The organism is Kluyvera ascorbata (genome assembly GCF_023195735.1).
In the GTDB taxonomy this organism is placed as follows: domain Bacteria; phylum Pseudomonadota; class Gammaproteobacteria; order Enterobacterales; family Enterobacteriaceae; genus Kluyvera; species Kluyvera ascorbata.
Map to the genome: position 1 here is coordinate 4873285 of NZ_CP096201.1, position 23632 is coordinate 4896916.

Annotated in this window: 19 protein-coding genes, 2 tRNA genes and 2 rRNA genes; 4 read left to right on the forward strand and 19 right to left on the reverse strand. The window is 53.5% G+C overall.

Annotated elements, in window-relative coordinates:
• Positions 1 to 8 precede the first annotated feature (8 nt).
• Both MY052_RS23290 and MY052_RS23295 read left to right on the forward strand, forming a co-directional pair.
• Entirely contained in the window at positions 9 to 1160 is a 1152-nt protein-coding gene (locus tag MY052_RS23290) for a glycosyltransferase family 4 protein (RefSeq protein WP_248537942.1), read from the forward strand.
• Position 1161: 1 nt separating this feature from the next.
• Positions 1162 to 2859, forward strand: a complete 1698-nt coding sequence (locus tag MY052_RS23295; protein ID WP_248537943.1) for a DUF7055 domain-containing protein — start codon at positions 1162 to 1164, stop codon at positions 2857 to 2859.
• A 39-nt stretch (positions 2860 to 2898) separates the two neighbouring features.
• Here the strand turns inward: MY052_RS23295 and MY052_RS23300 are convergent, their stop codons facing one another.
• The 14 genes from MY052_RS23300 to ilvL form a co-directional block, all read right to left on the reverse strand.
• Positions 2899 to 3165: an HPr family phosphocarrier protein gene (locus MY052_RS23300; RefSeq protein ID WP_035896560.1), complete on the reverse strand. Its 267-nt coding sequence runs from the start codon at positions 3163 to 3165 to the stop codon at positions 2899 to 2901.
• Between the two features lie 16 nt (positions 3166 to 3181).
• Entirely contained in the window at positions 3182 to 3823 is a 642-nt protein-coding gene (locus tag MY052_RS23305; RefSeq protein ID WP_248537944.1) for a dihydroxyacetone kinase family protein, read from the reverse strand.
• Positions 3824 to 3832: 9 nt separating this feature from the next.
• Positions 3833 to 4843 (reverse strand): dihydroxyacetone kinase subunit DhaK, encoded by a 1011-nt coding sequence (locus MY052_RS23310; RefSeq protein WP_248537945.1) that lies wholly within the window; start codon positions 4841 to 4843, stop codon positions 3833 to 3835.
• A 45-nt stretch (positions 4844 to 4888) separates the two neighbouring features.
• On the reverse strand, positions 4889 to 5551 hold the full coding sequence (locus MY052_RS23315; protein WP_035896398.1) for a class II aldolase/adducin family protein: 663 nt from the start codon (positions 5549 to 5551) through the stop codon (positions 4889 to 4891).
• A 103-nt stretch (positions 5552 to 5654) separates the two neighbouring features.
• On the reverse strand, positions 5655 to 7718 hold the full coding sequence (locus MY052_RS23320) for a BglG family transcription antiterminator (RefSeq protein WP_248537946.1): 2064 nt from the start codon (positions 7716 to 7718) through the stop codon (positions 5655 to 5657).
• 68 nt (positions 7719 to 7786) lie between these two features.
• A complete protein-coding gene (locus MY052_RS23325) occupies positions 7787 to 9190 on the reverse strand; it encodes a PTS galactitol transporter subunit IIC (RefSeq protein WP_035896400.1) in 1404 nt (467 codons plus the stop codon).
• Positions 9191 to 9360: 170 nt separating this feature from the next.
• Positions 9361 to 9639, reverse strand: a complete 279-nt coding sequence (locus MY052_RS23330) for a PTS sugar transporter subunit IIB (RefSeq protein ID WP_035896401.1) — start codon at positions 9637 to 9639, stop codon at positions 9361 to 9363.
• 1 nt (position 9640) lies between these two features.
• Positions 9641 to 10156 (reverse strand): PTS sugar transporter subunit IIA, encoded by a 516-nt coding sequence (locus MY052_RS23335; protein WP_123651801.1) that lies wholly within the window; start codon positions 10154 to 10156, stop codon positions 9641 to 9643.
• A 246-nt stretch (positions 10157 to 10402) separates the two neighbouring features.
• On the reverse strand, positions 10403 to 11947 hold the full coding sequence (gene ilvA / locus MY052_RS23340) for a threonine ammonia-lyase, biosynthetic (protein ID WP_035896403.1): 1545 nt from the start codon (positions 11945 to 11947) through the stop codon (positions 10403 to 10405).
• Between the two features lie 2 nt (positions 11948 to 11949).
• Positions 11950 to 13800, reverse strand: coding sequence for a dihydroxy-acid dehydratase (ilvD, locus tag MY052_RS23345; protein ID WP_035896404.1), 1851 nt, complete (start codon positions 13798 to 13800; stop codon positions 11950 to 11952).
• Positions 13801 to 13862: 62 nt separating this feature from the next.
• Positions 13863 to 14792: a branched-chain amino acid transaminase gene (locus tag MY052_RS23350; RefSeq protein WP_202216821.1), complete on the reverse strand. Its 930-nt coding sequence runs from the start codon at positions 14790 to 14792 to the stop codon at positions 13863 to 13865.
• Positions 14793 to 14809: 17 nt separating this feature from the next.
• Complete coding sequence (gene ilvM / locus MY052_RS23355; protein ID WP_035896406.1) at positions 14810 to 15076, reverse strand: acetolactate synthase 2 small subunit; 267 nt, start codon at positions 15074 to 15076, stop codon at positions 14810 to 14812.
• Complete coding sequence (ilvG, locus tag MY052_RS23360) at positions 15073 to 16719, reverse strand: acetolactate synthase 2 catalytic subunit (RefSeq protein ID WP_248537947.1); 1647 nt, start codon at positions 16717 to 16719, stop codon at positions 15073 to 15075. The genes ilvM and ilvG overlap by 4 nt, the downstream gene beginning before the upstream one ends.
• Before the next feature lie 139 nt (positions 16720 to 16858).
• The gene (ilvL, locus tag MY052_RS23365; RefSeq protein ID WP_001311244.1) at positions 16859 to 16957 is read right to left on the reverse strand and encodes an ilv operon leader peptide; all 99 of its coding nucleotides are present in this window, start codon (positions 16955 to 16957) and stop codon (positions 16859 to 16861) included.
• Between the two features lie 353 nt (positions 16958 to 17310).
• Here ilvL and MY052_RS23370 point away from each other — a divergent pair, with 353 nt between their 5' ends.
• A complete protein-coding gene (locus MY052_RS23370) occupies positions 17311 to 18831 on the forward strand; it encodes a YifB family Mg chelatase-like AAA ATPase (protein ID WP_035896408.1) in 1521 nt (506 codons plus the stop codon).
• Between the two features lie 24 nt (positions 18832 to 18855).
• Here the strand turns inward: MY052_RS23370 and MY052_RS23375 are convergent, their stop codons facing one another.
• Positions 18856 to 19194, reverse strand: coding sequence for a MaoP family protein (locus MY052_RS23375; protein ID WP_035896409.1), 339 nt, complete (start codon positions 19192 to 19194; stop codon positions 18856 to 18858).
• A gap of 118 nt (positions 19195 to 19312) precedes the next feature.
• On the opposite strand from MY052_RS23375, the gene hdfR reads away from it, so the two are divergent.
• Entirely contained in the window at positions 19313 to 20131 is an 819-nt protein-coding gene (gene hdfR, locus MY052_RS23380; protein WP_035896410.1) for an HTH-type transcriptional regulator HdfR, read from the forward strand.
• Between the two features lie 101 nt (positions 20132 to 20232).
• Here the strand turns inward: hdfR and MY052_RS23385 are convergent.
• The 4 genes from MY052_RS23385 to MY052_RS23400 form a co-directional block, all read right to left on the reverse strand.
• Positions 20233 to 20308: transfer RNA gene (locus MY052_RS23385), tRNA-Trp, on the reverse strand.
• Positions 20309 to 20371: 63 nt separating this feature from the next.
• A tRNA-Asp gene (locus MY052_RS23390) sits at positions 20372 to 20448 on the reverse strand.
• 55 nt (positions 20449 to 20503) lie between these two features.
• A 5S ribosomal RNA gene (gene rrf / locus MY052_RS23395) occupies positions 20504 to 20619 on the reverse strand.
• Between the two features lie 94 nt (positions 20620 to 20713).
• Positions 20714 to 23621, reverse strand: a 23S ribosomal RNA gene (locus tag MY052_RS23400).
• Positions 23622 to 23632: the final 11 nt, after the last annotated feature.

Below are 23632 nucleotides of genomic sequence, written 5' to 3' on the forward strand. Positions count from 1 at the left end.
ATTTTACCTTGAATATCCTGACGATAAGCCATTTCTACGAAGCGCACGGCGGTGGAATTGAACGCGTTGCCGGGCACTTGTGTCGTCGGTTCGCCCGCCTGGGCGCAATGCCACAATGGGCGGCCAGCGCTGGCGATGCTTTACCTGACGGCGATATCAAAATCATCGCGTTACGCTGCGTCGACCCGCTGGAAAAACTCACCGGTTTGCCCATGCCATTCCCCGGCCCCGCGGCCATTTATGCGCTGAGAGATGCCGTACGCCGAAGCGACGTGGTGGTGATCCACGATGCGCTTTATGTGACGTCAATCCTTGGCATGATAATGGCCAAGCTCCACGGGAAACCCGTTGTTTTGATTCAGCATATTGCTGCGATTCCTTTCAAATCCCTCTCGCTGCGTCTGCTGATGCAACTGGCAAACCTGATCGTTACGCGCCCCATGCTATGGGCTGCTGATGTCCGAATCTTTATTAGCGATACGGTACGTTACGACCTGCTCGGAACACCTGCACGCTATCCCTATAGGTTGCTGTTTAACGGCGTTGATAGCGCCATTTTTTATCCCCCTACCTCCATAGAAGCCGGACGAAATCCACGAGCAAACTACCATTTCCCTCCCTGTGCCCAGCGCATACTTTTCGTTGGTCGCTACGTTGAAAAGAAAGGATTGGCGGTATTACGCGTCCTTGCAGCAGCCAGGCCGGAGTGCCAGTTCTTACTGGTCGGAAGCGGCCCACTTAGACCCGCAGAATGGGGGTTGGACAACGTTTACGATCTTGGCGTTCAGGCCCCCGACGCGCTGGCGGAACTTTATCGCGGCGCAGATTTGCTGCTATTGCCTACCGTCGGTGAAGGCTATCCCCTCGTTATTCAGGAAGCGATGGCCTGCGGGCTACCGGTTGTCTGCGGCGCTCCGGCACATAGAGCGGACCCCGAGGCGGCAAGCTGGCTACGTGGCGTGAACATCGACCTTAGCGATCCAAAGGGTTCGGCGCAGCGTTGTTCTGCCGCAATAGATAGCTGTCGGCTGACCCACCGCGAACGTGAAGCGATGATCCGTTACGCCAGGGAGCGCTATAGCTGGCAAACCATGGCACAGGAAATACTCAGGCTGGCGCAAAATGCCGTCAGGGCGAAGGACCAAACCGGAAGAGAATAAAATGGATACATCCAGTCTTCACCTTCTTCGCGGCAACCCGCGAAACGCCACACTGCTTCTCGGCGTGAGTATCGCCTTTAAAGTGGCGCTTATTTTCATTTTTGCCTGGCATATTCGTCTGGTCATGGATGAGTTCGCCCAGCTTGGTTACGCCAAATATTTTGCCAATGGGCTATTCGATACCATTCAACCGCCAAAGGCCGTAGGCTTTGCCGTGTTTTATAAACTGGCTCACCTGATTGGTTGGAACGCAACCTCGATTATTCTTGTCGGGAGAATGCAAACGGCTCTGCTCGCCTGCGGAACCCTACTGCTGGTTTACGCCTGCGCGCGGGCCTTGGGTGAACAGCGTTTACGTTCACTACTGATTGTTCTGGTGTTACTGTGCTTTACGAATTTTATGGAGCGCATCTTCCGCACCCGCTCAGAGCCCCTGGCGCTGTTTTTCGCTCTGGCTGCCGTTCTGGTGATACTGCGTAGCACTACCCTCAACGCAAGAAGCATTATCATCGCCGGGATCCTCAGCGGGATGGCGTTTTTGATTACCCAAAAATCAGCGTTCTTCAATCTGGCTCTAGGGCTTGGCTTAGTGATGGACGCTACATTACGCAAAGATTTCATCATGGCTATCGTTCGCGGTTTTTACCTGACCGTTGGATGGATGCTTCCCGCACTAGCCTATTGTTTGATATTCGGCGGCAGCGACCCGCTGCGTATCGCTGAAGGTTTGATTTTTGGCCCGGTAGAAGTAGCAGTAAACGGCAGCGAAGCCTATGACGGACTGCGCGCGTATGTCTTACAAACCCTGGTAGACAATACGGTTCTCTATCTACTCTGTTTTAGCGGCATGATAATCGCGGTGAAACGCTTTCGAGTCTCACCTGAAAAAAAACGTATCGTGCTGATATTTTCGCTCGTCATAACCACGCTGGTGTTCGCTCATAGCCAGCCATGGCCCTATGTATTTATTATGGCACTACCCTTTATATCGCTTTGGTCTCTCACCCCGCTAGATTACATCCTCACCCATAGCGGTAGGCCGATTTTGAGGTTATTTTTCCTGACGATAACCGCATTAGCCCTACTTTCAAGCTACTTTACCAATCTCAGCTACCTGAAAATTGACAATGTACAGCAGCTTGAAATAGTTAGCCGAGCAGAAGCATTGCTCAAGCCTGATGAAAAATACTTTGATGGTATAGGGATGTTACCCAACAGGCTGGAACCGACAACCCTATGGCTCGATAACTGGTATGTATTAAAGACGCTACGGGAAGGGAAAGGCTCCGAAGCCTGGCAGGTGCTAACCCAATCCCCACCGAAAGTTATTTTATGGTCCAACCGATTAACTAAGATCTATTCTGTTATCGCCGAAGCCATCGACAACAGCTATGTCCAGGTGGCACCGAATATCCGGATGGCAGGGCAACGGCTGCACGTAAACCGCCAGACGGTATTCAAGGTGCCGCTAACCGGAAGATATCAGCTTTACAGCGAAACCGGCGCGCCAGTATCTGCACAAATTAACGTGGATGGGATCGCACTCACTCCGCCCATAATCCTGTCGGCAGGCCGCAAAACCATCACCTTGCTCAATGGCCCGGAGACAGCGCTGCTGTTACCCGAAGGTTCCTACATAGGCCTTTTCAAAGAAGGGGATGATAACCGCGACCTGTTTGCTAATGTCTATTATCGGTAAGCACGATTAACCGCCGCGCTAACGGCGGTTTTGGTGAGGCTAATCGAAACCAAAGCCTTCGGCGAACAGCACCTTCAGCTTCGCCATCGCCTCCTGCTCGTCGCTGCCGCTGCAGATGATCTCAAGCGATCCACGCCCTTTGATCCCGGCACCCAAAATGCTCATGATGCTTTTTCCTTTGATGGTTTTGCCATCATAGATCATCTCGATCCGCGACTGATACTGTGCGCATGCCTTTGCCAGTACGCCCGCCGGGCGCGCATGAATACCGTGCAGATTGCTGATTTTCACCACTTCTTTCAACATAATTGCGGTTCCTTACTTACTGTCCGTTTGCCGGGTACATAGCCTGAACGACGTTAAAATAACCCTGAATCAGAAGCTGGGCGACCATCGCGCCCGGGTCGACGAACGCACGGGACCGATCGCCGTGAATGGCCGCACGCCCGTGCTTCGCCACCATCGTGGTGGTCTGCTGCACGCCCTGCTGCGCCGCTAGCAGCGCTTCTCGCGCCACGCAAAGCGGGTCGCCATGGTCACGCAGCGCCACCAGTGCCGGGGCCATGCCATCAAGAAAGGTCTTTTCGCCCGGCTGTGCTTTGCCGCGCTGTTGTACACCTTCATACCAGGCCTGGAAAAAATCACCCGCTTCCCGCAGCGTCATCGCCTCCCGCCCCTTAAAGACTTTTCCCGCCTGCATCAGACCGGAGGCCATCAGCGTACCCATCGTTGAGGGTACCGCCGAGGCCATGGCTTTACCCGCCAGATAGAAAAATCGCCCCAGGTCTGGTTCATCGCTGTGTTGTGCATAGTCCGAGGCCGCAGCAAAACCATCGCTCATGGTAAGGCCCAGATCGCCGTCGCCTACCACGCTGTCCAGTTCAGTCAGCACTGTCTTGTTGCCCTGCATCACCCGTGCCCACTCGGCAAAGAGCGGCCGTAAGCTCTCGCTGCTTAATGTCATAGCGACTCCTTAGGCAGGAAACTGCCGGAACATCGGCGTGTCGGCCTGCGCGTTCAGCAGAGCCTTAAGCTCATCGTCTACCGGCATCAGGCTAATGGACATGCCGGTCATCTCCATCGCCGTGGCGAATTCCCCCACCCACACGCGGAAGACACGGATGCTGCTCTGCGCCAGAATCTGATGCACATGGCGATACATCAGGTACAGCTCTTCCAACGGCGTTGCACCGAGCCCGTTTATCAGCACCGCCACTTCATCGCCCTGCTGGCAGGGGGAATCGGCAATCAGCCAGGACATCATCTCTTCGGCAATATTTTCAGCACTCAGCTGCGGCCCGCGGCGGATGCCGCTTTCACCATGAATGCCCATGCCAATTTCCATCTCATTGTCGCCAATATGAAAGCCTGGCTTGCCGATACGCGGCACGATGCACGGCGACAGCGCCACGCCTAGCGTCCGCACGCGATCCCCGGCCTTCTGCGCAATACGCTGAACGGTGTCGAGATCATCCATTCTGGCCGCCGATGCGCCAGCACATTTGTAGACGAAGAAAATACCCGCCACGCCGCGCCGCGTGGTGGCATTACCGCTCGGCAAGGCACCTGCGGAATCATCGGCGGCAACGACCGTGCTGGTGCGGATATCGCTTTTCAGGTCGGCCATTTCCGCTGCCATGTCAAAATTGAAAATATCGCCGTTGTAGTTGCCGTACAGGTAGAGCACGCCCGCGCCGCTGTCTACCGCCTGCGTAACGGCCAGGATTTGCTCCGGCGACGGTGACTGGAACACATCGCCAATGGCGCAACCGTCCAGCATCCCTTTCCCAACGTAGCCAAGGAACAGCGGCAGATGCCCGGAACCGCCGCCGGTGACAATCCCCACCTTGCCGGGCACCGGACGCGCCGTGGCAAGGCAGTGTAGATCCCCCTTCACAAAGCGGAATTTATCGGGATGCGCCAGATAGATTCCTTCCAGCATCTCCGGGATAAAGTCCTCCGCCTGATTCAGAAATTTTTTCATGCGTTCTCTCCATGAATATCCCGCCCAAACAGGCGGGCACGTCAATTAGCGGGCAAATTTGATCTGTGACGGGTAGGCCCAGCGTTGTAGCTCCTCCGGGGAGAAAGATTCTGGCTCCTTACCACCGTTAATCACCAGCGCGTGGTAGTAAATCTGTGCCATCTCCTCCAGATAAGCGGATTTCAGCACTGCTTCATACGGGTCTTTATCCACGCCGATTGCGCCGTGTTTTTCCATCAGGATGGCATCAGCACGCTTGATAGGTTCGATCACGCTGTCGGAAAGCGCCGGTGTGCCGGGGCGGCCGTACGGTGCGACTGGGATCACCCCGTCTTTCAGGTTGAGAATCGCGCACTCGTACACTACCGCCGGGATAGGCTTATTCAGCACAGCAAAAGAGGTCGCGTAGAGGGAGTGCGTGTGGGAAATCGCGAACACATCCGGGCGCGCTTTATAAATCTCGATATGCATCAAGCATTCGCTGGTTGGGCGCAATCCCGCTTCGCTTTCAATCACATTGGCTTCAACGTCCATCACCACGATATCGCGCGGCGTTAAATGCATTTTGTCGATTGTAGTGGGGGTCACCAAAATAAGCCCTGTTTCTTTATCCCGTACGCTAGAATTACCTGCTTTATGTTTACACAGTCCCCATTGCTGAGCAGTTCTGGCCATTTCAACGACGTGTTTTTTCTGAATGTCTAACATAATATTTGTCCTGTATACGGTTATAGGGGCGAGCGATGTCACGACAATAGTTGCCGGGAAATAACGTTGCAGCTTTTAAGCTGCAACGGCGTTTAATTAATGATTACGAATGTCGGGCGAAGTCTTTTATCAGTACATATTCATCCTGTGCACGGCGAATAATATTGCCGCCATCATAGAATTCGAGAAATTCATTTAATTGCGCGAGCGCCTTAAGATGTTTTTGTGGATTATTCGTCGCCAGGACTATAATAATATCGGCCTGCATATAACTGGCGAAATCAATCTTAGAAGGCAGGCGCAATAGCGCCATCCCCGTCTCCAGCGCGCCATCATCGACGCCCGCGTGGGCAATAATCACACCCTCGGCCAGCATGATATAGGGCTGCTCATCGGCAATTTTATCCAGCATAATTTGCAGATAGCGCGGTTCAATCACCCCACTTTTCAGCAATGATGCTGAAGCCTGAGTAATGGCCTGCTGCCAGCTGCCGGGCAGCGACGTGATAAATTGAACGTGTTCGCGATGCAGTAGGTCCGTTAGTGACGGCGTTGGTGGTTCAATATTACCTACCACGTTCGCGGCGCTGCTCTCATCATAGATGTAGTTGGCAAGCGCGTGCTGTAGCCCTTTATGGTCAGTGATATTACCGAAGCGTTCGAAGATAAGCAGCAGTTGCTCTATCTGGATGATGTTCGGGTCTACGCCCTGTAGCGCGCCGATCACATGATTGCGGAACGCACTTTTGTGAATGCTGCTGATGGACGGATTCACCACGAACACCATCTTATTGGTGTTCAGGTGCGTGGTTGAGAAGACCACGTCGTAGTGTCCGGTATAACGCTCAAACTCACGCCGTGACATCACTTCGGTAAAGTGCAGCTCCGGAAAAAGGACCTGCAGCGTCAGAAACAAATAGGTGGAAATCGTCGCACTGTTTTCACACACCACCACCGCCGTTTTCTGTAGCTTAATCTGATGGATAACCCCTTCTCGGGTCAGCCAGCCGCCAAAGAGTACCGTTAAAAACGCCATCTCTTCGTCCGGAATTTCGCAGTGCAGCACCGTCTCGAACGGCACCGCCGCCCGGCGAACCATCTCGTGCAGGTGGCTGAACTCTTTCACCACCAGATCGTAAACGCTGCTGGTATTGGCCAGATGATAGCGAATACGGTAATAGGCTGGTTTCCAGTGCTGATAGATTTTTTCAATCAGCTCATTTTTCTCTTTGATGGTAACGCAGCTTATTTTCTCAAAATTGTCGACCACCGCCACCACGCTTTCAAGCAGCAGCGTATCAAGATGGAAATATTTATCGGCGACACTTTGAATATTCGAACTTTGGATCAGTGCCGTCAGGAAAACCAATTCATTCTCGCTATTGATATTGATTTTACTGATAACGCTCTGCATCAGCGTAAATTCTCTGCTGCCAATAATATCGGTATAGCTGCTCGGAATATTGACCAGGATTTTCTCCGAATCAATACGATGCAGGACAAAACAGATAAAATAAATAAGCTCCTGAAGCTGGCGGTCGGTAAACTGAATTTTGAATCGCTTTTCAATTTCACTGAAAACGTTGCCAACCTTTTCCAGATAGTCACTCATCACATTGTTGTAGTGAGCGATAATATTTTTTGCGACCGGTATTTCCAGCACCCGACGCAGGCAATGTAGCAACAGGTAGCGTTTTTCCAGCTCCTCACCCAGAATGTGGTAGCCGTTGCCCCGGTCGTAGCTTATCTCCAGCCCGTGCTCAATAACCTCGGTACGGACTTTTTTCAGGTCATTGATAATCGTGTTCTGGCTAACGCCCAATGAAGAAGAGAGATGTAACAATGACAGCCGTTCATTGCGGGTCAGCAGCATAAAGATAATCATCTGCCCACGTTCTTCTTCTGAGTAGAGATAGCGATGCTCGGTTTCCGAGGTCTGATTCTGACGAAAATGCTCGATTACATGGCGTGGGATATTCAGCTTCCCGGTTTTCAGGCGGTTGATCCGGTCGAAGTGGTTCGACTCCAGGTAGTCATTCACCTTTTTCAACGTATAGCTCAACTGTTTGCGCGTCAGGCAAAACTGCGCTTCAAGCTTCGTCCCCGTGATACCGGGATCGTTCACAATGGCATCCAACACTGCAACCACGCGTTTATCCATAGCCATGCTAACTCTCCTGCAATGAAAAGCCTGGCGGCGGCACCTGCCGCCAGACGTGAACATGAAACCCAGCGTTACGCCTGCTGAACCTTCGCCTGCTGTTCGGCTTCCTGCTGCGCAAGATTGCTTTCACGACGCAGTTCGCGGGAGTAGAAGAAGTAGCCGCAGCCCCACCACAGCGCAAACACCAGCGGGATGAAGTTGCCTTCCAGGAATTTGAACAGGAAGGAGAAGGCATAGGTGAAGACTGGGGCATCAATCGAGCTGTTCGAAATCAGCTGTCCTGTCGGGATGGTGATAGCTTTAGTGGCCAACCCAAGGTCGGTAATCATTGGCGCGAACTGTGTGCCGACAAACAGGAAGAACGGCACGCCAATAATGCTCAGGATAACCATACGCAGCGTATTACCGCGCGTCACCAGATAGGCCGGAACAATCAGCGCAATATTGATGATGCCAGCAAACGGCAGGATCTTATTTCCTGGGAGAATCAGCGCCCACAGCAGAGTGAACGGGATGGCGACGATAATAGCAAACCAGATTTCGCTCGCGCCGCCCATAAACGGCCAGTCAATACCTACGAACAGCCTACGCCCGGAGAATTTCTTGTTCATATAGTCGCTGATCGCTTCAGAGATTGGCGATAGCGCTTGCATAAAGAGCTTGGAAATCATCGGGAACAGCACCAGCGCCGTCGAGGCCTGCACGCCCAGCATCAACGTTTTCGCAACGCTGTAGCCCGCGATGACCCCAAACAGGATCCCCAGGATAAAGCCAATAATGTGGTTTTCAGCAAAAACCCCGACTTTGGCACGCAGCGCGCTCGCATCCATCGGTTTATTACAGACCGGGATTTTGCGCAGCAGTAGATCGAACGGGTAATAGATGGCACCAAAGAAGACCATACGGTGCGTACAGGTCACTCCCGGGATCCCCGTAAGCTTCTCGATACGATGCTGGTGAATATCTCCCGCGTTCAGTTCCATAATGATCTGGAAAGCAGCAACGATGAACGCCAGTACCAGACTCCAGACCGGGCCAAACAATGGGGTGGTGACGCTCACCACGATAAACGCGGTAAAGATTTTCCCCCACACGTTCCAGAGGTCGGCGTTGAACGTATTGGTCTTGTTCAGCATCAACATCACAATGTTGACGCCAACCTGAAGCGGGAACATGGCGAACGCGTAGGGCCAGGCCCACGAGATATTGGCCATCGTCGTCCAGCCGCCATCGACGATGCTTAACTCAAGGCCGGTACGGTTCATCATGGTCTGTGCGGCAACACCGATGGCATCGACCATAAAGCCAATCAGCATGCTCATCCCAACGAAGGCCACGCCAAGCGTGATGGCTGCCGAAGCTGCATCGCGGAATTTCATCCGCACCACCAGCCCGGCTAATAACATAATAAAGGGCACAAAAACCGGTGCGCCTAAATTCAGAATATAATTTATAACTACACCAAGAAAGTCCATAGCACTTCTCCACTAAAATAATTAGATACTCTATGGCTTTCGAGTTGCGGGAAGGCGGCAAGTGAGAGAATCCCGATGAGCTTACTTTAGTAAGTGATTCGGGTGAAAGAACGCAGCCAACGCACCTGCAGCTTGAAAGACGACGAGTATACGGATTAAAGAGCTACATCTTATTTACAGGCATCAATGACCTTTTGTAATTCTTGTTCCATTCCCATGCCGGTCAGAAAGGCAATCCCGTTAATTACCGGGATAGGATATTGCTTATCAACTTTGGTAATGGCGATATAAGCCGCACTATCTTTTATATGACTATCAAGCGATTTCAGATCGATGACTTCAACTTTGATATGCGACTGCTGGCGTTCATTCAATAAGCGGGTCACTTTACTGGCAACCGTTTGTGAGGTAGCAACGCCGCTTCCACATGCAACAATGACTTTTTTCATCTTATAAATCCTTATCTAATTGCAGTCTTGATGTGAGGGTACAGAGAAAGGTTTCTACATCGTCTATTTCGCGTAAGGTCTGAACAACCTCTTCATCCGCAAGGCAGTCCATGAGCTTTTGCAGCGCCGTCAAGTGGCTACTGTGGTCAACAAAGCCAAGTAAAACAATAAAATGAACGTAAAGCGTGTTGTCATCATTGCCCATTTCTTGCCAGGCAATGGGCGTAGACAGCCGCGTTACGGAGATAAAGGGGCGAATAATGTGCTGAGGGTCGGTATGAGGAAGCGCGATAGCCACCGGCAGCGTCGGCAGCGCGGTAGGATATGCCTTTTCACGGGCGATGATGGCGTCAAGAAAAGAGTCCTGGACGTAGCCTTGCTTTTTCAGCAGCAAAAATATCGAAGAAAAAAAATCAGTGGAATTATTATAATGTTTATCCAGAAATGTGAGCTGAGGCGTAAAATATTCACATCCTTGCGCACTTTTATGCGGGGCATCAATTATATCCGTTCTCATCCGAATATCCTCTCTAACCGCTAAGAATTAACTAGAGACAATGTTAATTCAGGAGCAGCAAGTGGGCGACAAATATCGCCCCCAAAAGATGTGCGCAGGCTGGCGCAACGCGGTGAGCGTTTTATTATGAATTACGTCACATTTTTATCGTTGAAATTCGTTGGCAACGAAATAATTCGGTGGGTTATGGCAAATAAAAGGAGATTGGGAGATAACCCGGATAGGTTATCTCCCGCTAAGCGGCGCTTAACCCGCCAGGAAGAAGCGGAACGCCGGGTTATTTGTCTCGTCGTGGCAATCGTAGCCCAGCTCATTGAGCCGCGTTTCAAAATCGGGCTCATGTTCGCCCAGCTCAAACGCCGCCAGTACGCGACCATAGTCCGTGCCGTGGCTGCGATAGTGGAACAGAGAGATATTCCAGTGCGTACCTAAGGTATGCAGGAATTTCAGCAACGCGCCCGGGGATTCCGGGAACTCGAAGCTGTACAGACGTTCCTGTAACGGCTTAGACGGACGACCGCCGACCATATAGCGCACATGCAGCTTCGCCATTTCATCGTCGGAGAGATCGACCACGCTGTAGCCGCCCTCGTTGAGCAGCTGCAAAATCTCTTTGCGCTCTTCCAGACCCCGGCTCAGACGGACACCGACAAAAATGCAGGCATTTTTCGCGTCGGCAAAACGGTAGTTGAACTCAGTGACCGAGCGCCCGCCCAGCAGCTGGCAGAACTTCAGGAAGCTGCCCTTCTCTTCTGGAATGGTGACCGCCAGCAGCGCTTCACGCTGCTCCCCCAGTTCGCAGCGTTCGGAAACGTAGCGCAGGCCGTGGAAGTTAACGTTCGCACCGGACAGCACGTGCGCCAGACGCTCACCGCGAATGTTGTGCTGGGCGATGTATTTTTTCATGCCCGCCAGCGCCAGCGCCCCGGAAGGCTCCGCCACCGCGCGCACATCTTCGAACAGGTCTTTCATCGCCGCGCAGATAGCGTCGCTATCCACGGTGACGATATCGTCGAGATACTCCTGGCACAGACGGAAAGTTTCATCACCGATGCGCTTCACCGCCACGCCTTCAGCAAAGAGGCCCACGCGCGGCAGGTCGACCGGATGACCGGCATCCAGCGCCGCTTTCAGGCAGGCTGAATCTTCTGCTTCCACCGCAATCACTTTGATTTGCGGCATTAGCTGTTTAATCAGCACCGCCACGCCCGCCGCCAGACCGCCGCCGCCAACCGGCACAAAAACACGGTCGAGGTGAGCATCTTGCTGTAGTAATTCGAGCGCCAGCGTGCCCTGCCCGGCAATCACCATCGGGTGATCGAACGGCGGAACCCAGGTAAATCCCTGCTGCTGTGCCAGTTCAATGGCTTTAGCTTTGGCTTCATCAAAGTTCGCGCCGTGCAGCAGCACTTCGCCGCCAAAACCGCGTACCGCATCCACTTTGATGTCAGCAGTCGCTACCGGCATGACGATAAGCGATTTCAGACCAAGACGAGCGGAGGAGAACGCCACGCCCTGCGCATGGTTGCCTGCGGAAGCGGTGATCACGCCGTGCGATTTCTGCTCGGGCGTCAGGCCAGCCATCATCGCGTAAGCCCCGCGCAGCTTGAAGCTGTGCACCGGCTGGCGGTCTTCGCGTTTAACCAGAATCACGTTATCAAGGCGCGAAGAGATCTTTTCCATTTTCTGCAGCGGCGTCACCTGTACCGCTTCGTAGACCGGTGCGCGAAGCACCGCTCTGAGGTACTCGGCCCCCTCAGGGGAGCCGGATAGGGGTTGTGAATCTGCCATGATTAGCCACCCAGTTTCGATTTATCGCGCACGGCGCCTTTGTCGGCGCTGGTTGCCAGGCTGGCATAGGCGCGAAGGGCAAAGGAGACCTGACGTTCACGGTTTTTCGGGGTCCACGCCTGTTCGCCGCGGGCTTCCTGCGCTTCACGACGCGCGGCAATTTCTGCATCGCTCAGTTGCAGCTGAATACCACGGTTCGGAATGTCGATGGCAATCATGTCGCCATCTTCAATGATTGCGATATTACCGCCGCTTGCTGCTTCCGGAGAAACGTGGCCGATAGAGAGGCCAGACGTACCACCAGAGAAGCGGCCGTCGGTAATCAAGGCGCAGGCTTTACCAAGACCCATTGATTTCAGGAAAGTGGTTGGATAGAGCATTTCCTGCATGCCCGGACCGCCTTTCGGCCCTTCGTAGCGAATCACCACCACGTCACCTGCCACCACTTTGCCGCCGAGAATCGCTTCTACCGCGTCGTCCTGGCTTTCGTACACTTTGGCCGGGCCGGTGAATTTGAGGATGCTGTCATCAACGCCTGCCGTTTTCACGATGCAGCCGTTTTCCGCGAAGTTACCGTACAGCACGGCCAGACCACCGTCTTTGCTGTAGGCGTGCTCCAGAGAACGGATACAGCCTTCGGCACGGTCGTCATCCAGCGTGTCCCAGCGGCAATCCTGCGAGAACGCTTGAGTGGTACGGATACCGGCTGGGCCTGCGCGGAACATTTTTTTGACCGCGTCGTCCTGGGTAACGGTGATGTCGTACTGCTCCAGCGTCTGTGGCAGTGAAAGACCGAGAACGTTTTTCACATTGCGGTTCAGCAGGCCTGCGCGGTCCAGCTCACCGAGGATCCCCAGCACGCCGCCGGCGCGGTGTACATCTTCCATATGGTATTTCTGGGTACTTGGCGCCACTTTACACAGCTGCGGCACCTTGCGGGACAGCTTGTCGATGTCGCTCATGGTGAAGTCGATTTCGGCTTCCTGCGCCGCCGCCAGCAGGTGCAGAACGGTGTTGGTGGAACCGCCCATGGCGATATCCAGCGTCATGGCGTTCTCGAACGCCTCTTTACACGCGATGTTGCGCGGCAGCGCGGAGGCATCATCCTGTTCGTAGTAGCGTTTGGTCAGCTCAACGATGCGCTGGCCTGCGGTGAGGAACAGTTCTTTACGGTCTGCGTGGGTGGCCAGCAGCGAGCCGTTGCCCGGCTGCGACAGACCCAGCGCTTCGGTCAGACAGTTCATTGAGTTGGCGGTGAACATACCGGAACAAGAGCCGCAGGTTGGACAAGCGGAGCGTTCTACCTGCTCGCTCTGCGAGTCAGAAACTTTCGGGTCTGCGCCCTGAATCATCGCATCGACCAGGTCGAGCTTGATGATTTTGTCAGAGAGCTTGGTTTTCCCGGCTTCCATCGGGCCGCCGGAAACGAAGATAACCGGAATGTTCAGGCGCAAAGAAGCCATCAACATCCCCGGGGTGATTTTGTCGCAGTTGGAGATACAAACCATCGCATCGGCGCAGTGCGCGTTAACCATGTACTCCACGGAGTCGGCAATCAGCTCGCGGGACGGCAGTGAATAAAGCATGCCCCCGTGCCCCATGGCGATACCATCATCCACCGCAATGGTGTTGAATTCTTTGGCAACGCCGCCGGAGGCTTCGATCTGCTCTGCAACCAGTTTACCGAGGTCGCGCAAGTGTACGTGGCCCGGCACGAACTGGGTAAACGAGTTTACGACGGCGATAATCGGTTTACCGAAGTCATCATCGGTCATCCCGGTGGCGCGCCACAGTGCGCGGGCGCCCGCCATGTTGCGGCCGTGGGTGGTAGTGGCGGAACGATATTTAGGCATGCTTTAGTACTCCCAGTCTCTGTCTCGTGAATGGGGCGGTGCGTGCCACCCCATTTTTATTCTTAGTTATTAACCTGATCCAACCAGCCCCATTTATCTTCGGTTTCACCGGTGAAGAGGCCAAAGAATGCTTGCTGAATGCGCTTAGTCACTGGGCCACAGCGGCCTTCACCTACCTGGATACCATCGACGCTACGTACCGGCGTGATTTCAGCGGCGGTACCGGACATGAACACTTCGTCAGCCAGGTAGAGGGATTCACGAGACAGTACCTGCTCGCGGACTTCAATACCGATATCTTTCGCCAGCTTGATGATCGCATCGCGGGTAATACCAGGCAGCGCAGAAGAGGTAAATGGAGGGGTAAACAGAATGCCGTCTTTCACTTCGAACAGGTTTTCGCCCGCACCTTCGGACAGGAAGCCGTTCACGTCCAGCGCGATACCTTCCTGATAACCGTGGCGGCGCGCTTCGCTGCCAACCAACAGTGAAGAGAGGTAGTTACCGCCCGCTTTTGCCGCGGTTGGGATGGTGTTCGGTGCCGCACGGTTCCAGGAAGAGACCATGGCATCGATCCCCTGATCCAGCGCTTCCGCGCCCAGATAAGCCCCCCACGGGAACGCCGCGATGATCACGTCGGTTGTGTAACCGTCCGGCGGGTTAACGCCCATACCCACATCACCCACGAAGACCAGCGGACGGATATAGGCGCTGGTCAGATTGTTTTTACGCAGCACTTCACGGCAGGCTTCCATCAGTTCGTCAACGCTCTGAGAAACCGGGAAGCGATAGATTTTGGCGGAGTCACGCAGGCGCTGCATGTGCTCACGGTGGCGGAAGACAACCGGGCCTTTGTGAGAATCGTAGCATCGGATACCTTCAAACACGGAGGTGCCGTAGTGCAGCGCGTGGGACATAACGTGTACTTTCGCGTCTTCCCAACGTACCATCTCACCGTTGAACCAGATGTAATCCGCTTTTTTCGTCGTCATTTCTCTTCCTATTGCGCTCAAGCGCGAATCTGTTGTTGTGATGTGCTTGTACACTGCTGAACGGCAACCGAGGCCACGTCCACCAGTTTATTTAATTGACTAAACAGTAAGTCGACCGACCGTGGGCTGGCAACGGTCAATTCGATATTTATGTTCTGTGCATCGCTTGCCGTTTCCATATTCATCGCGCAAATCTGAAAGCCGCGATGGCGAACCACACGTAAGACGCGTTCTAAGGTTTCCGGGTTGAAGCGGGCCTGCACGTTGACCTGATGTTGCATCATGATAATTTCTCCAGCATTTGTGAGTTGCTGGCGCCAGGCGGCACCAGAGGCCAGACATTCTCAAGTTCGTCGATTGAGACATGAAGCAGGTACGGGCCTTCGCTTGCGAGCATGGTGTCGAGCGCCGCTTCTACCTGGTCTTTACGGGTGATGTGTTGGCCAGGGATGCCGAAGGCGCTGGCCAGCGTGAGGAAATCGGGGTTATCGGTCAGGGTGGTTTCGCTATAACGTTCATGGAAGAACAGCTGCTGCCATTGTCGAACCATCCCTAACCGCTGGTTGTCGAGCAATACGATCTTCAGCGGTAACTGCTTGCGTTTTACGGTGCCCAGCTCCTGTACGTTCATCATGAAAGAGCCGTCACCGGAGATACAGATAACCGTATCGTTCGGGCGCGCTACCTGTGCACCCACGGCAGCTGGCAGACCGAAGCCCATGGTGCCTAAACCGCTTGAGGTGATGAAGTTTTCCGGACGGGTGTAGGTCATGTGCTGAGCGGACCACATCTGGTGCTGGCCAACGTCAGTCGTCACCACGCTTTCCGCCGGTTTACGATCGGAGAGCTGTTTCAGCAGCAGCGGCGCGTAGATAGCCTCGCCCGGATGATCGTAACGCCATTCATGCTCGGCGCGCATCGCCGCATTATGTTCGCACCAGGCACCGATCGTCAGCGGCTGCTGCAGCGCGGGCAGCAGTGCATTCAGGTCACCCTGCAGGGCAACGTGCACCTGGCGCAATTTGTTCATTTCTGCCGGGTCGATATCCATATGAATAACTTTGGCGTGCGGCGCGAAGGTGTTCAGCTTGCCGGTCACGCGGTCATCAAAGCGCGCGCCAACGGCGATCAGCAGGTCACACTCTTGTACCGCCAGGTTGGCCGCTTTGGTACCGTGCATACCCAGCATGCCGAGGTAGTACGGATAATCCGCAGGCACGGCACCCAGACCTTTCAGCGTGCAGGTTGCCGGCATTTGCGTGACCGCCATAAATTCGCGCAGCGCCGGAACCGCCTGCGCCATTCCCACGCCGCCACCGACGTACAGCATTGGCTTCTGGGATTCGGCCAGCATCTGCTGCGCCAGTGCCATTTCGCTGTGCGGGAAGGTGTCGTCGCTTTCTACGGTGGAGAAGTACGGGTCCAAATCGCCTTGTGCAATCTGAATATCTTTAGGGATATCAACCAGAACCGGGCCAGGACGGCCTGAGTTTGCCACCTCAAAGGCTTCCGCAATCACACGCGGGAGCTCTTCCAGAGATTGCACCAGGAAGCTGTGTTTGGTGCAGGCCAGCGACAAACCGAGGACGTCCACTTCCTGGAAGGCATCGGTACCGATAAACGGTGCAGCAACCTGACCAGTGATAGCAACAACGGGAACAGAGTCGAGCAGCGCGTCCGCCAGGCCGGTGATCAGGTTAGTCGCCCCTGGGCCAGAGGTGGCGATACAGACACCGGTTTTACCGGTAGAGCGGGCATAACCAATGGCTGCCATCGCCGCTCCCTGCTCGTGTCGACACAGCAGGTGCTCTACGCCGCCGTCATACAGCGCGTCGTAAACTGGCATAATGGCACCACCTGGATACCCAAATACCGTTTCGACTCCCTGCGCTCGCAACGCATGTACCACCCACTGTGCGCCATTCATAGTTAGTTCCCCGCCATAGATCGTAAGAAACAGAATTTTGTGCTACTCGTCATTCTCTGCTCCTCGTTATTGTTTTTTAGTCATAAAAAAACCCCCGGACCTTTCGGTGCGGGGGTCTTAGTTCGTTAAGGCTTGATTTCTAAGCCTTTCCTCGTCCAAGTGCAGCCCCGCACGGTGGGATAATAATCACCACCACGCTAATCACGACCAGGCTAATCACTCGTAGAAGGGCTGTCATTTTTGTCTATTCTTGCATCTTGTTCGAAGGAATACCTACAGAGTTACCACAGACATCACAAAATGCACAAGTTTTTTTTATGACGACATTGATTACCACGCTAAGAATCTTTAGAAAAAGATTTGTTTTATATAGAAAAATTATGAAATGAAAATATTTCACCATTTGGCGTTCACCGGGCACAAAAACGGGCGTGGCTGGGCTGCAGCATAAAAAAATGCGGGCATGCTTCCGTGAAAAATGAAAATGCATGAAAAGTAGCGAAAAAACCGGAATAAGCCGCGTAAATTCAAGAAGTGACAGATTAATACGACAGCATGCCGATGCATAATGCTCTTCATCAGGGAGGAGTTATGTCACTATCCGTCGTCTATACGCGTGCAGCGCTCGGCGTGAATGCGCCACTCATTACCATTGAAGTGCATATCAGCCAGGGGCTGCCGGGGCTGGTGATGGTGGGTCTGCCGGAAACGACCGTCAAAGAGTCCCGGGATCGGGTTCGCAGCGCAATCATCAACAGCGGTTATACCTTCCCGGCGAAAAAAATCACCATCAACCTGGCTCCCGCCGACCTGCCGAAAGAAGGCGGTCGATATGATTTACCTATCGCTATTGCGCTCCTGGCGGCTTCTGAGCAGCTTAGCACCCAGAAACTGGGTCAATATGAGTTCGTGGGGGAATTAGCGCTTACAGGCGCATTACGCGGCATTCCTGGAGCCATCTCTGCGGCAATGGAGGCCATCAACGCCGGGCGGCAGATAGTACTTGCTGAAGACGATGCCCCGTTGGTTGGGCTGCTAGGCGGCAACGATTGTCTTATCGCAAGCCATCTTCTGGAAGTGTGTGCGTTTCTGGAAGGGAAGCAGGAATTGCGCCTCCCACCTGCGGAGACACCTGTAATTACCGAGGCGGCTGACGACCTGAGTGAAGTCATCGGGCAGCAGCAGGGGAAGCGCGCGTTAGAGGTGACGGCGGCGGGCGGGCATAATTTATTGCTGATAGGCCCACCGGGCACCGGCAAAACCATGCTCGCTTCCAGGCTCAGAGGTCTACTACCACCGCTTAACGATCGCGAGGCGCTGGAAAGCGCCGCTATCATCAGTCTGGAAAATAGTCGCCGCGTGCAGGCCGAGTGGCGCTGCCGCCCTTTTCGCGCACCGCACCATAGCGCCTCGTTAACGGCAATGGTGGGCGGAGGGTCAATACCTGCCCCTGGAGAGGTCTCTCTGGCCCATAACGGCATTCTATTTCTGGATGAACTGCCGGAGTTTGAACGTCGGGTGCTGGATGCGTTAAGAGAGCCTATCGAGTCGGGTAAGATCCATATTTCACGGACGCGCGCCAAAATCACCTACCCTGCTCGCTTCCAGCTGATTGCTGCCATGAATCCCAGCCCAACCGGACACTATGAGGGAAAGCACAATCGCTGCACGCCAGAACAGACGCTGCGCTATCTCAACCGTCTGTCAGGGCCTTTCCTCGACCGTTTCGATTTATCGCTCGAGATACCCATGCCTCCGCCAGGATTGCTAAGCCAACCCGTTCGTCTCGAAGAGAGTAGTCGGGAGGTACAGCGTCGCGTGATTGCTGCCCATCAGCGTCAGTTTACTCGGCAGGGGAAGCTTAATGCCCATCTCGGTAGCGGTGAGGCAAGGCTGCATTGCGCCCTTTGCGATGAGGATTCACGGTGGTTGGAACAGACGCTCACACAACTGGGGCTTTCGATACGTGCCTGGCAGCGGCTACTTAAGGTTGCACGCACGTTGGCCGATATGGAGGGCGTTGACGCCATCGAGCGTCGACATTTGCAGGAAGCGTTAAGCTACCGTGGGATTGATCGCATGCTTAGCCACCTGCAAACCTTACTGCAATAAAAAAGGGGCCGAAGCCCCTTTTTCTTAATCGTCGCTTTCAGTGTAGTCGTCAGCGCCTTCCATCTGCGGTTTACCACCGGACAGCGTATGGAAACGCTTAGGGCGCTTAATGCGAGTCACATACTTGTGCCATACACGTTCAGCTTCTGAAGCCGGTTCACGCTCACCGCGGCATACCGCGACGAACTGGTGTTCCTCATCGGTTGCAGGCTCACGCTTGCCAAGATCGAGTTCGTTAAAGGCAAAGCCATAACGTTCCAGCAGCTGCGCCTCTTTGATGGTGAAGTCACCATGACGAGAGAACCCGCGCGGATAATTTTTATTATCGAAAAAACGATTAGTCGTCGTAAAGCTTTCCGCCATCCTACACGCTCCTAATTCTTTGGCCGAGCTATTTATGGCGCGGAGTATTAGATACGCTTGACAGAGTGTAAAACAAAAGATTTAAATCATTACGACAAAAAATTTTGCGGAGAAAGCTGTGGATACCGAATTGCTGAAAACTTTCCTCGAAGTGAGCAGAACTCGCCACTTCGGGCGAGCCGCAGAAGCGCTCTATCTGACACAATCTGCGGTGAGCTTTCGTATTCGTCAGTTAGAAAATCAGCTTGGTGTTAATTTATTTACCCGTCACCGCAATAACATACGGCTGACGGCAGCGGGAGAAAAGCTGCTCCCTTACGCAGAGACGTTGATGAGTACATGGCAGGCAGCTCGTAAGGAGGTTGCCAGCACCTCACGGCACAACGAATTTTCGATTGGGGCCAGCGCTTCACTGTGGGAGTGTATGCTCAATGAGTGGCTAGGAAGGCTCTACCAGGCGGATGATGCCCTGCAGTTTGAAGCACGAATTGCGCAACGACAGTCTCTGGTGAAACAGTTGCATGAGCGCCAGCTCGATCTACTGATCACCACAGAAACACCAAAGATGGATGAATTCAGCAGCCAGCTGCTGGGACATTTTACTCTGGAGCTGTTTTGCGCGTCACCGGCCACCATCAAAGCCGATCTCAACTATCTCCGTCTCGAGTGGGGCGCGGATTTTCAGCAGCATGAAACCGGGCTTATTGCCAGCGATGATATTCCGTTGTTAACCACCAGTTCGGCGAGTCTGGCCTATCGACAGCTGCTGCCGTTAAAGGGTTGTACCTGGTTGCCAACGTCGTGGGCACAGGAACAAAACGGCCTATATCCAGTTGCTGATGGTTCATCAATTTCACGGCCTTTATACGCGATCTGGCTGCAAAATAGCGACAAACAGGCGCAAATTCGCGACATATTGAAAAACAACGTTTTTTGATAACCAAGGGAAATGAGTGGCCCGGAGTGAACAGCGATGGGCCTTTAAGAAAGGCAAATTTTGGGCAAAAAAAATCCTTTGCCTAAGCAAAGGATTATATATGGCAGGGGCGGAGAGACTCGAACTCGCGACACCCGGTTTTGGAGACCGGTGCTCTACCAACTGAGCTACGCCCCTAAAGACTTCTTAATTTTTTTTATCATTAAGCCTGCTAATGTAGCAGGCTTAATTTCAAATAAGTGGCGGAACGGACGGGACTCGAACCCGCGACCCCCTGCGTGACAGGCAGGTATTCTAACCGACTGAACTACCGCTCCACCGAATTTCTTTGTCACTACCCGGATTATTCATCCCGGTTTACTGCAATTTGATGCCTGGCAGTTCCCTACTCTCGCATGGGGAGACCCCACACTACCATCGGCGCTACGGCGTTTCACTTCTGAGTTCGGCATGGGGTCAGGTGGGACCACCGCGCTACAGCCGCCAGGCAAATTCTGTTATCAGACCGCTTCTGCGTTCTGATGTAATCTGTAATCAAGCTGAATATCGATGTCTTTTTCGCCAAAACATCTTCGGCGTTGTAAGGTTAAGCCTCACGGTTCATTAGTACTGGTTAGCTCAATGTATCGCTACACTTACACACCCAGCCTATCAACGTCGTCGTCTTCAACGTTCCTTCAGGACTCTCAAGGAGTCAGGGAGAACTCATCTTGGGGCAAGTTTCGTGCTTAGATGCTTTCAGCACTTATCTTTTCCGCATTTAGCTACCGGGCAATGCCATTGGCATGACAACCCGAACACCAGTGATGCGTCCACTCCGGTCCTCTCGTACTAGGAGCAGCCCCCCTCAATTCTCCAGCGCCCACGGCAGATAGGGACCGAACTGTCTCACGACGTTCTAAACCCAGCTCGCGTACCACTTTAAATGGCGAACAGCCATACCCTTGGGACCTACTTCAGCCCCAGGATGTGATGAGCCGACATCGAGGTGCCAAACACCGCCGTCGATATGAACTCTTGGGCGGTATCAGCCTGTTATCCCCGGAGTACCTTTTATCCGTTGAGCGATGGCCCTTCCATACAGAACCACCGGATCACTAAGACCTGCTTTCGCACCTGCTCGAGCCGTCACTCTCGCAGTCAAGCTAGCTTATGCCTTTGCACTAACCTCCTGATGTCCGACCAGGATTAGCTAACCTTCGTGCTCCTCCGTTACTCTTTAGGAGGAGACCGCCCCAGTCAAACTACCCACCAGACACTGTCCGCAACCCGGATTACGGGTCTACGTTAGAACACCAGCCATTAAAGGGTGGTATTTCAAGGTTGGCTCCACACGAACTGGCGTCCGCGCTTCAAAGCCTCCCACCTATCCTACACATCAAGGACCAGTGTTCAGTGTCAAGCTATAGTAAAGGTTCACGGGGTCTTTCCGTCTTGCCGCGGGTACACTGCATCTTCACAGCGAGTTCAATTTCACTGAGTCTCGGGTGGAGACAGCCTGGCCATCATTACGCCATTCGTGCAGGTCGGAACTTACCCGACAAGGAATTTCGCTACCTTAGGACCGTTATAGTTACGGCCGCCGTTTACCGGGGCTTCGATCAAGAGCTTCGCGTTGCCGCTAACCCCATCAATTAACCTTCCGGCACCGGGCAGGCGTCACACCGTATACGTCCACTTTCGTGTTTGCACAGTGCTGTGTTTTTAATAAACAGTTGCAGCCAGCTGGTATCTTCGACTGATTTCAGCTCCATGAGTAAATCACTTCACCTACATATCAGCGTGCCTTCTCCCGAAGTTACGGCACCATTTTGCCTAGTTCCTTCACCCGAGTTCTCTCAAGCGCCTTGGTATTCTCTACCTGACCACCTGTGTCGGTTTGGGGTACGATTTGATGTTACCTGATGCTTAGAGGCTTTTCCTGGAAGCAGGGCATTTGTTACTTCAGCACCGTAGTGCCTCGTCATCACACCTCAGCGTTAAAAGAAGTCCGGATTTACCTAAACTTCCCGCCTACATGCTTAAACCGGGACAACCGTCGCCCGGCTAACATAGCCTTCTCCGTCCCCCCTTCGCAGTAACACCAAGTACAGGAATATTAACCTGTTTCCCATCGACTACGCCTTTCGGCCTCGCCTTAGGGGTCGACTCACCCTGCCCCGATTAACGTTGGACAGGAACCCTTGGTCTTCCGGCGTGCGGGTTTTTCACCCGCATTATCGTTACTTATGTCAGCATTCGCACTTCTGATACCTCCAGCATCCCTCACAGGACACCTTCGCAGGCTTACAGAACGCTCCCCTACCCAACAACACATAGTGTCGCTGCCGCAGCTTCGGTGCACAGTTTAGCCCCGTTACATCTTCCGCGCAGGCCGACTCGACCAGTGAGCTATTACGCTTTCTTTAAATGATGGCTGCTTCTAAGCCAACATCCTGGCTGTCTGAGCCTTCCCACATCGTTTCCCACTTAACTGTGACTTTGGGACCTTAGCTGGCGGTCTGGGTTGTTTCCCTCTTCACGACGGACGTTAGCACCCGCCGTGTGTCTCCCGTGATAACATTCTTCGGTATTCGTAGTTTGCATCGGGTTGGTAAGTCGGGATGACCCCCTAGCCGAAACAGTGCTCTACCCCCGAAGATGAGTTCACGAGGCGCTACCTAAATAGCTTTCGGGGAGAACCAGCTATCTCCCGGTTTGATTGGCCTTTCACCCCCAGCCACAAGTCATCCGCTAATTTTTCAACATTAGTCGGTTCGGTCCTCCAGTTAGTGTTACCCAACCTTCAACCTGCCCATGGCTAGATCACCGGGTTTCGGGTCTATACCCTGCAACTTAACGCCCAGTTAAGACTCGGTTTCCCTGCGGCTCCCCTATTCGGTTAACCTTGCTACAGAATATAAGTCGCTGACCCATTATACAAAAGGTACGCAGTCACACCCCGAAGGATGCTCCCACTGCTTGTACGTACACGGTTTCAGGTTCTTTTTCACTCCCCTCGCCGGGGTTCTTTTCGCCTTTCCCTCACGGTACTGGTTCACTATCGGTCAGTCAGGAGTATTTAGCCTTGGAGGATGGTCCCCCCATATTCAGACAGGATACCACGTGTCCCGCCCTACTCATCGAGCTCACAACACATGCAATTTTGTGTACGGGGCTATCACCCTGTATCGCCGGCCTTTCCATACCGTTCCACTATCACACATGCTGATTCAGGCTCTGGGCTGCTCCCCGTTCGCTCGCCGCTACTGGGGGAATCTCGGTTGATTTCTTTTCCTCGGGGTACTTAGATGTTTCAGTTCCCCCGGTTCGCTTCATTACGCTATGTATTCACGTAATGATAGTGTGTCGAAACACACTGGGTTTCCCCATTCGGAAATCGTCGGTTATAACGGTTCATATCACCTTACCGACGCTTATCGCAGATTAGCACGTCCTTCATCGCCTCTGACTGCCAGGGCATCCACCGTGTACGCTTAGTCGCTTAACCTCACAACCCGA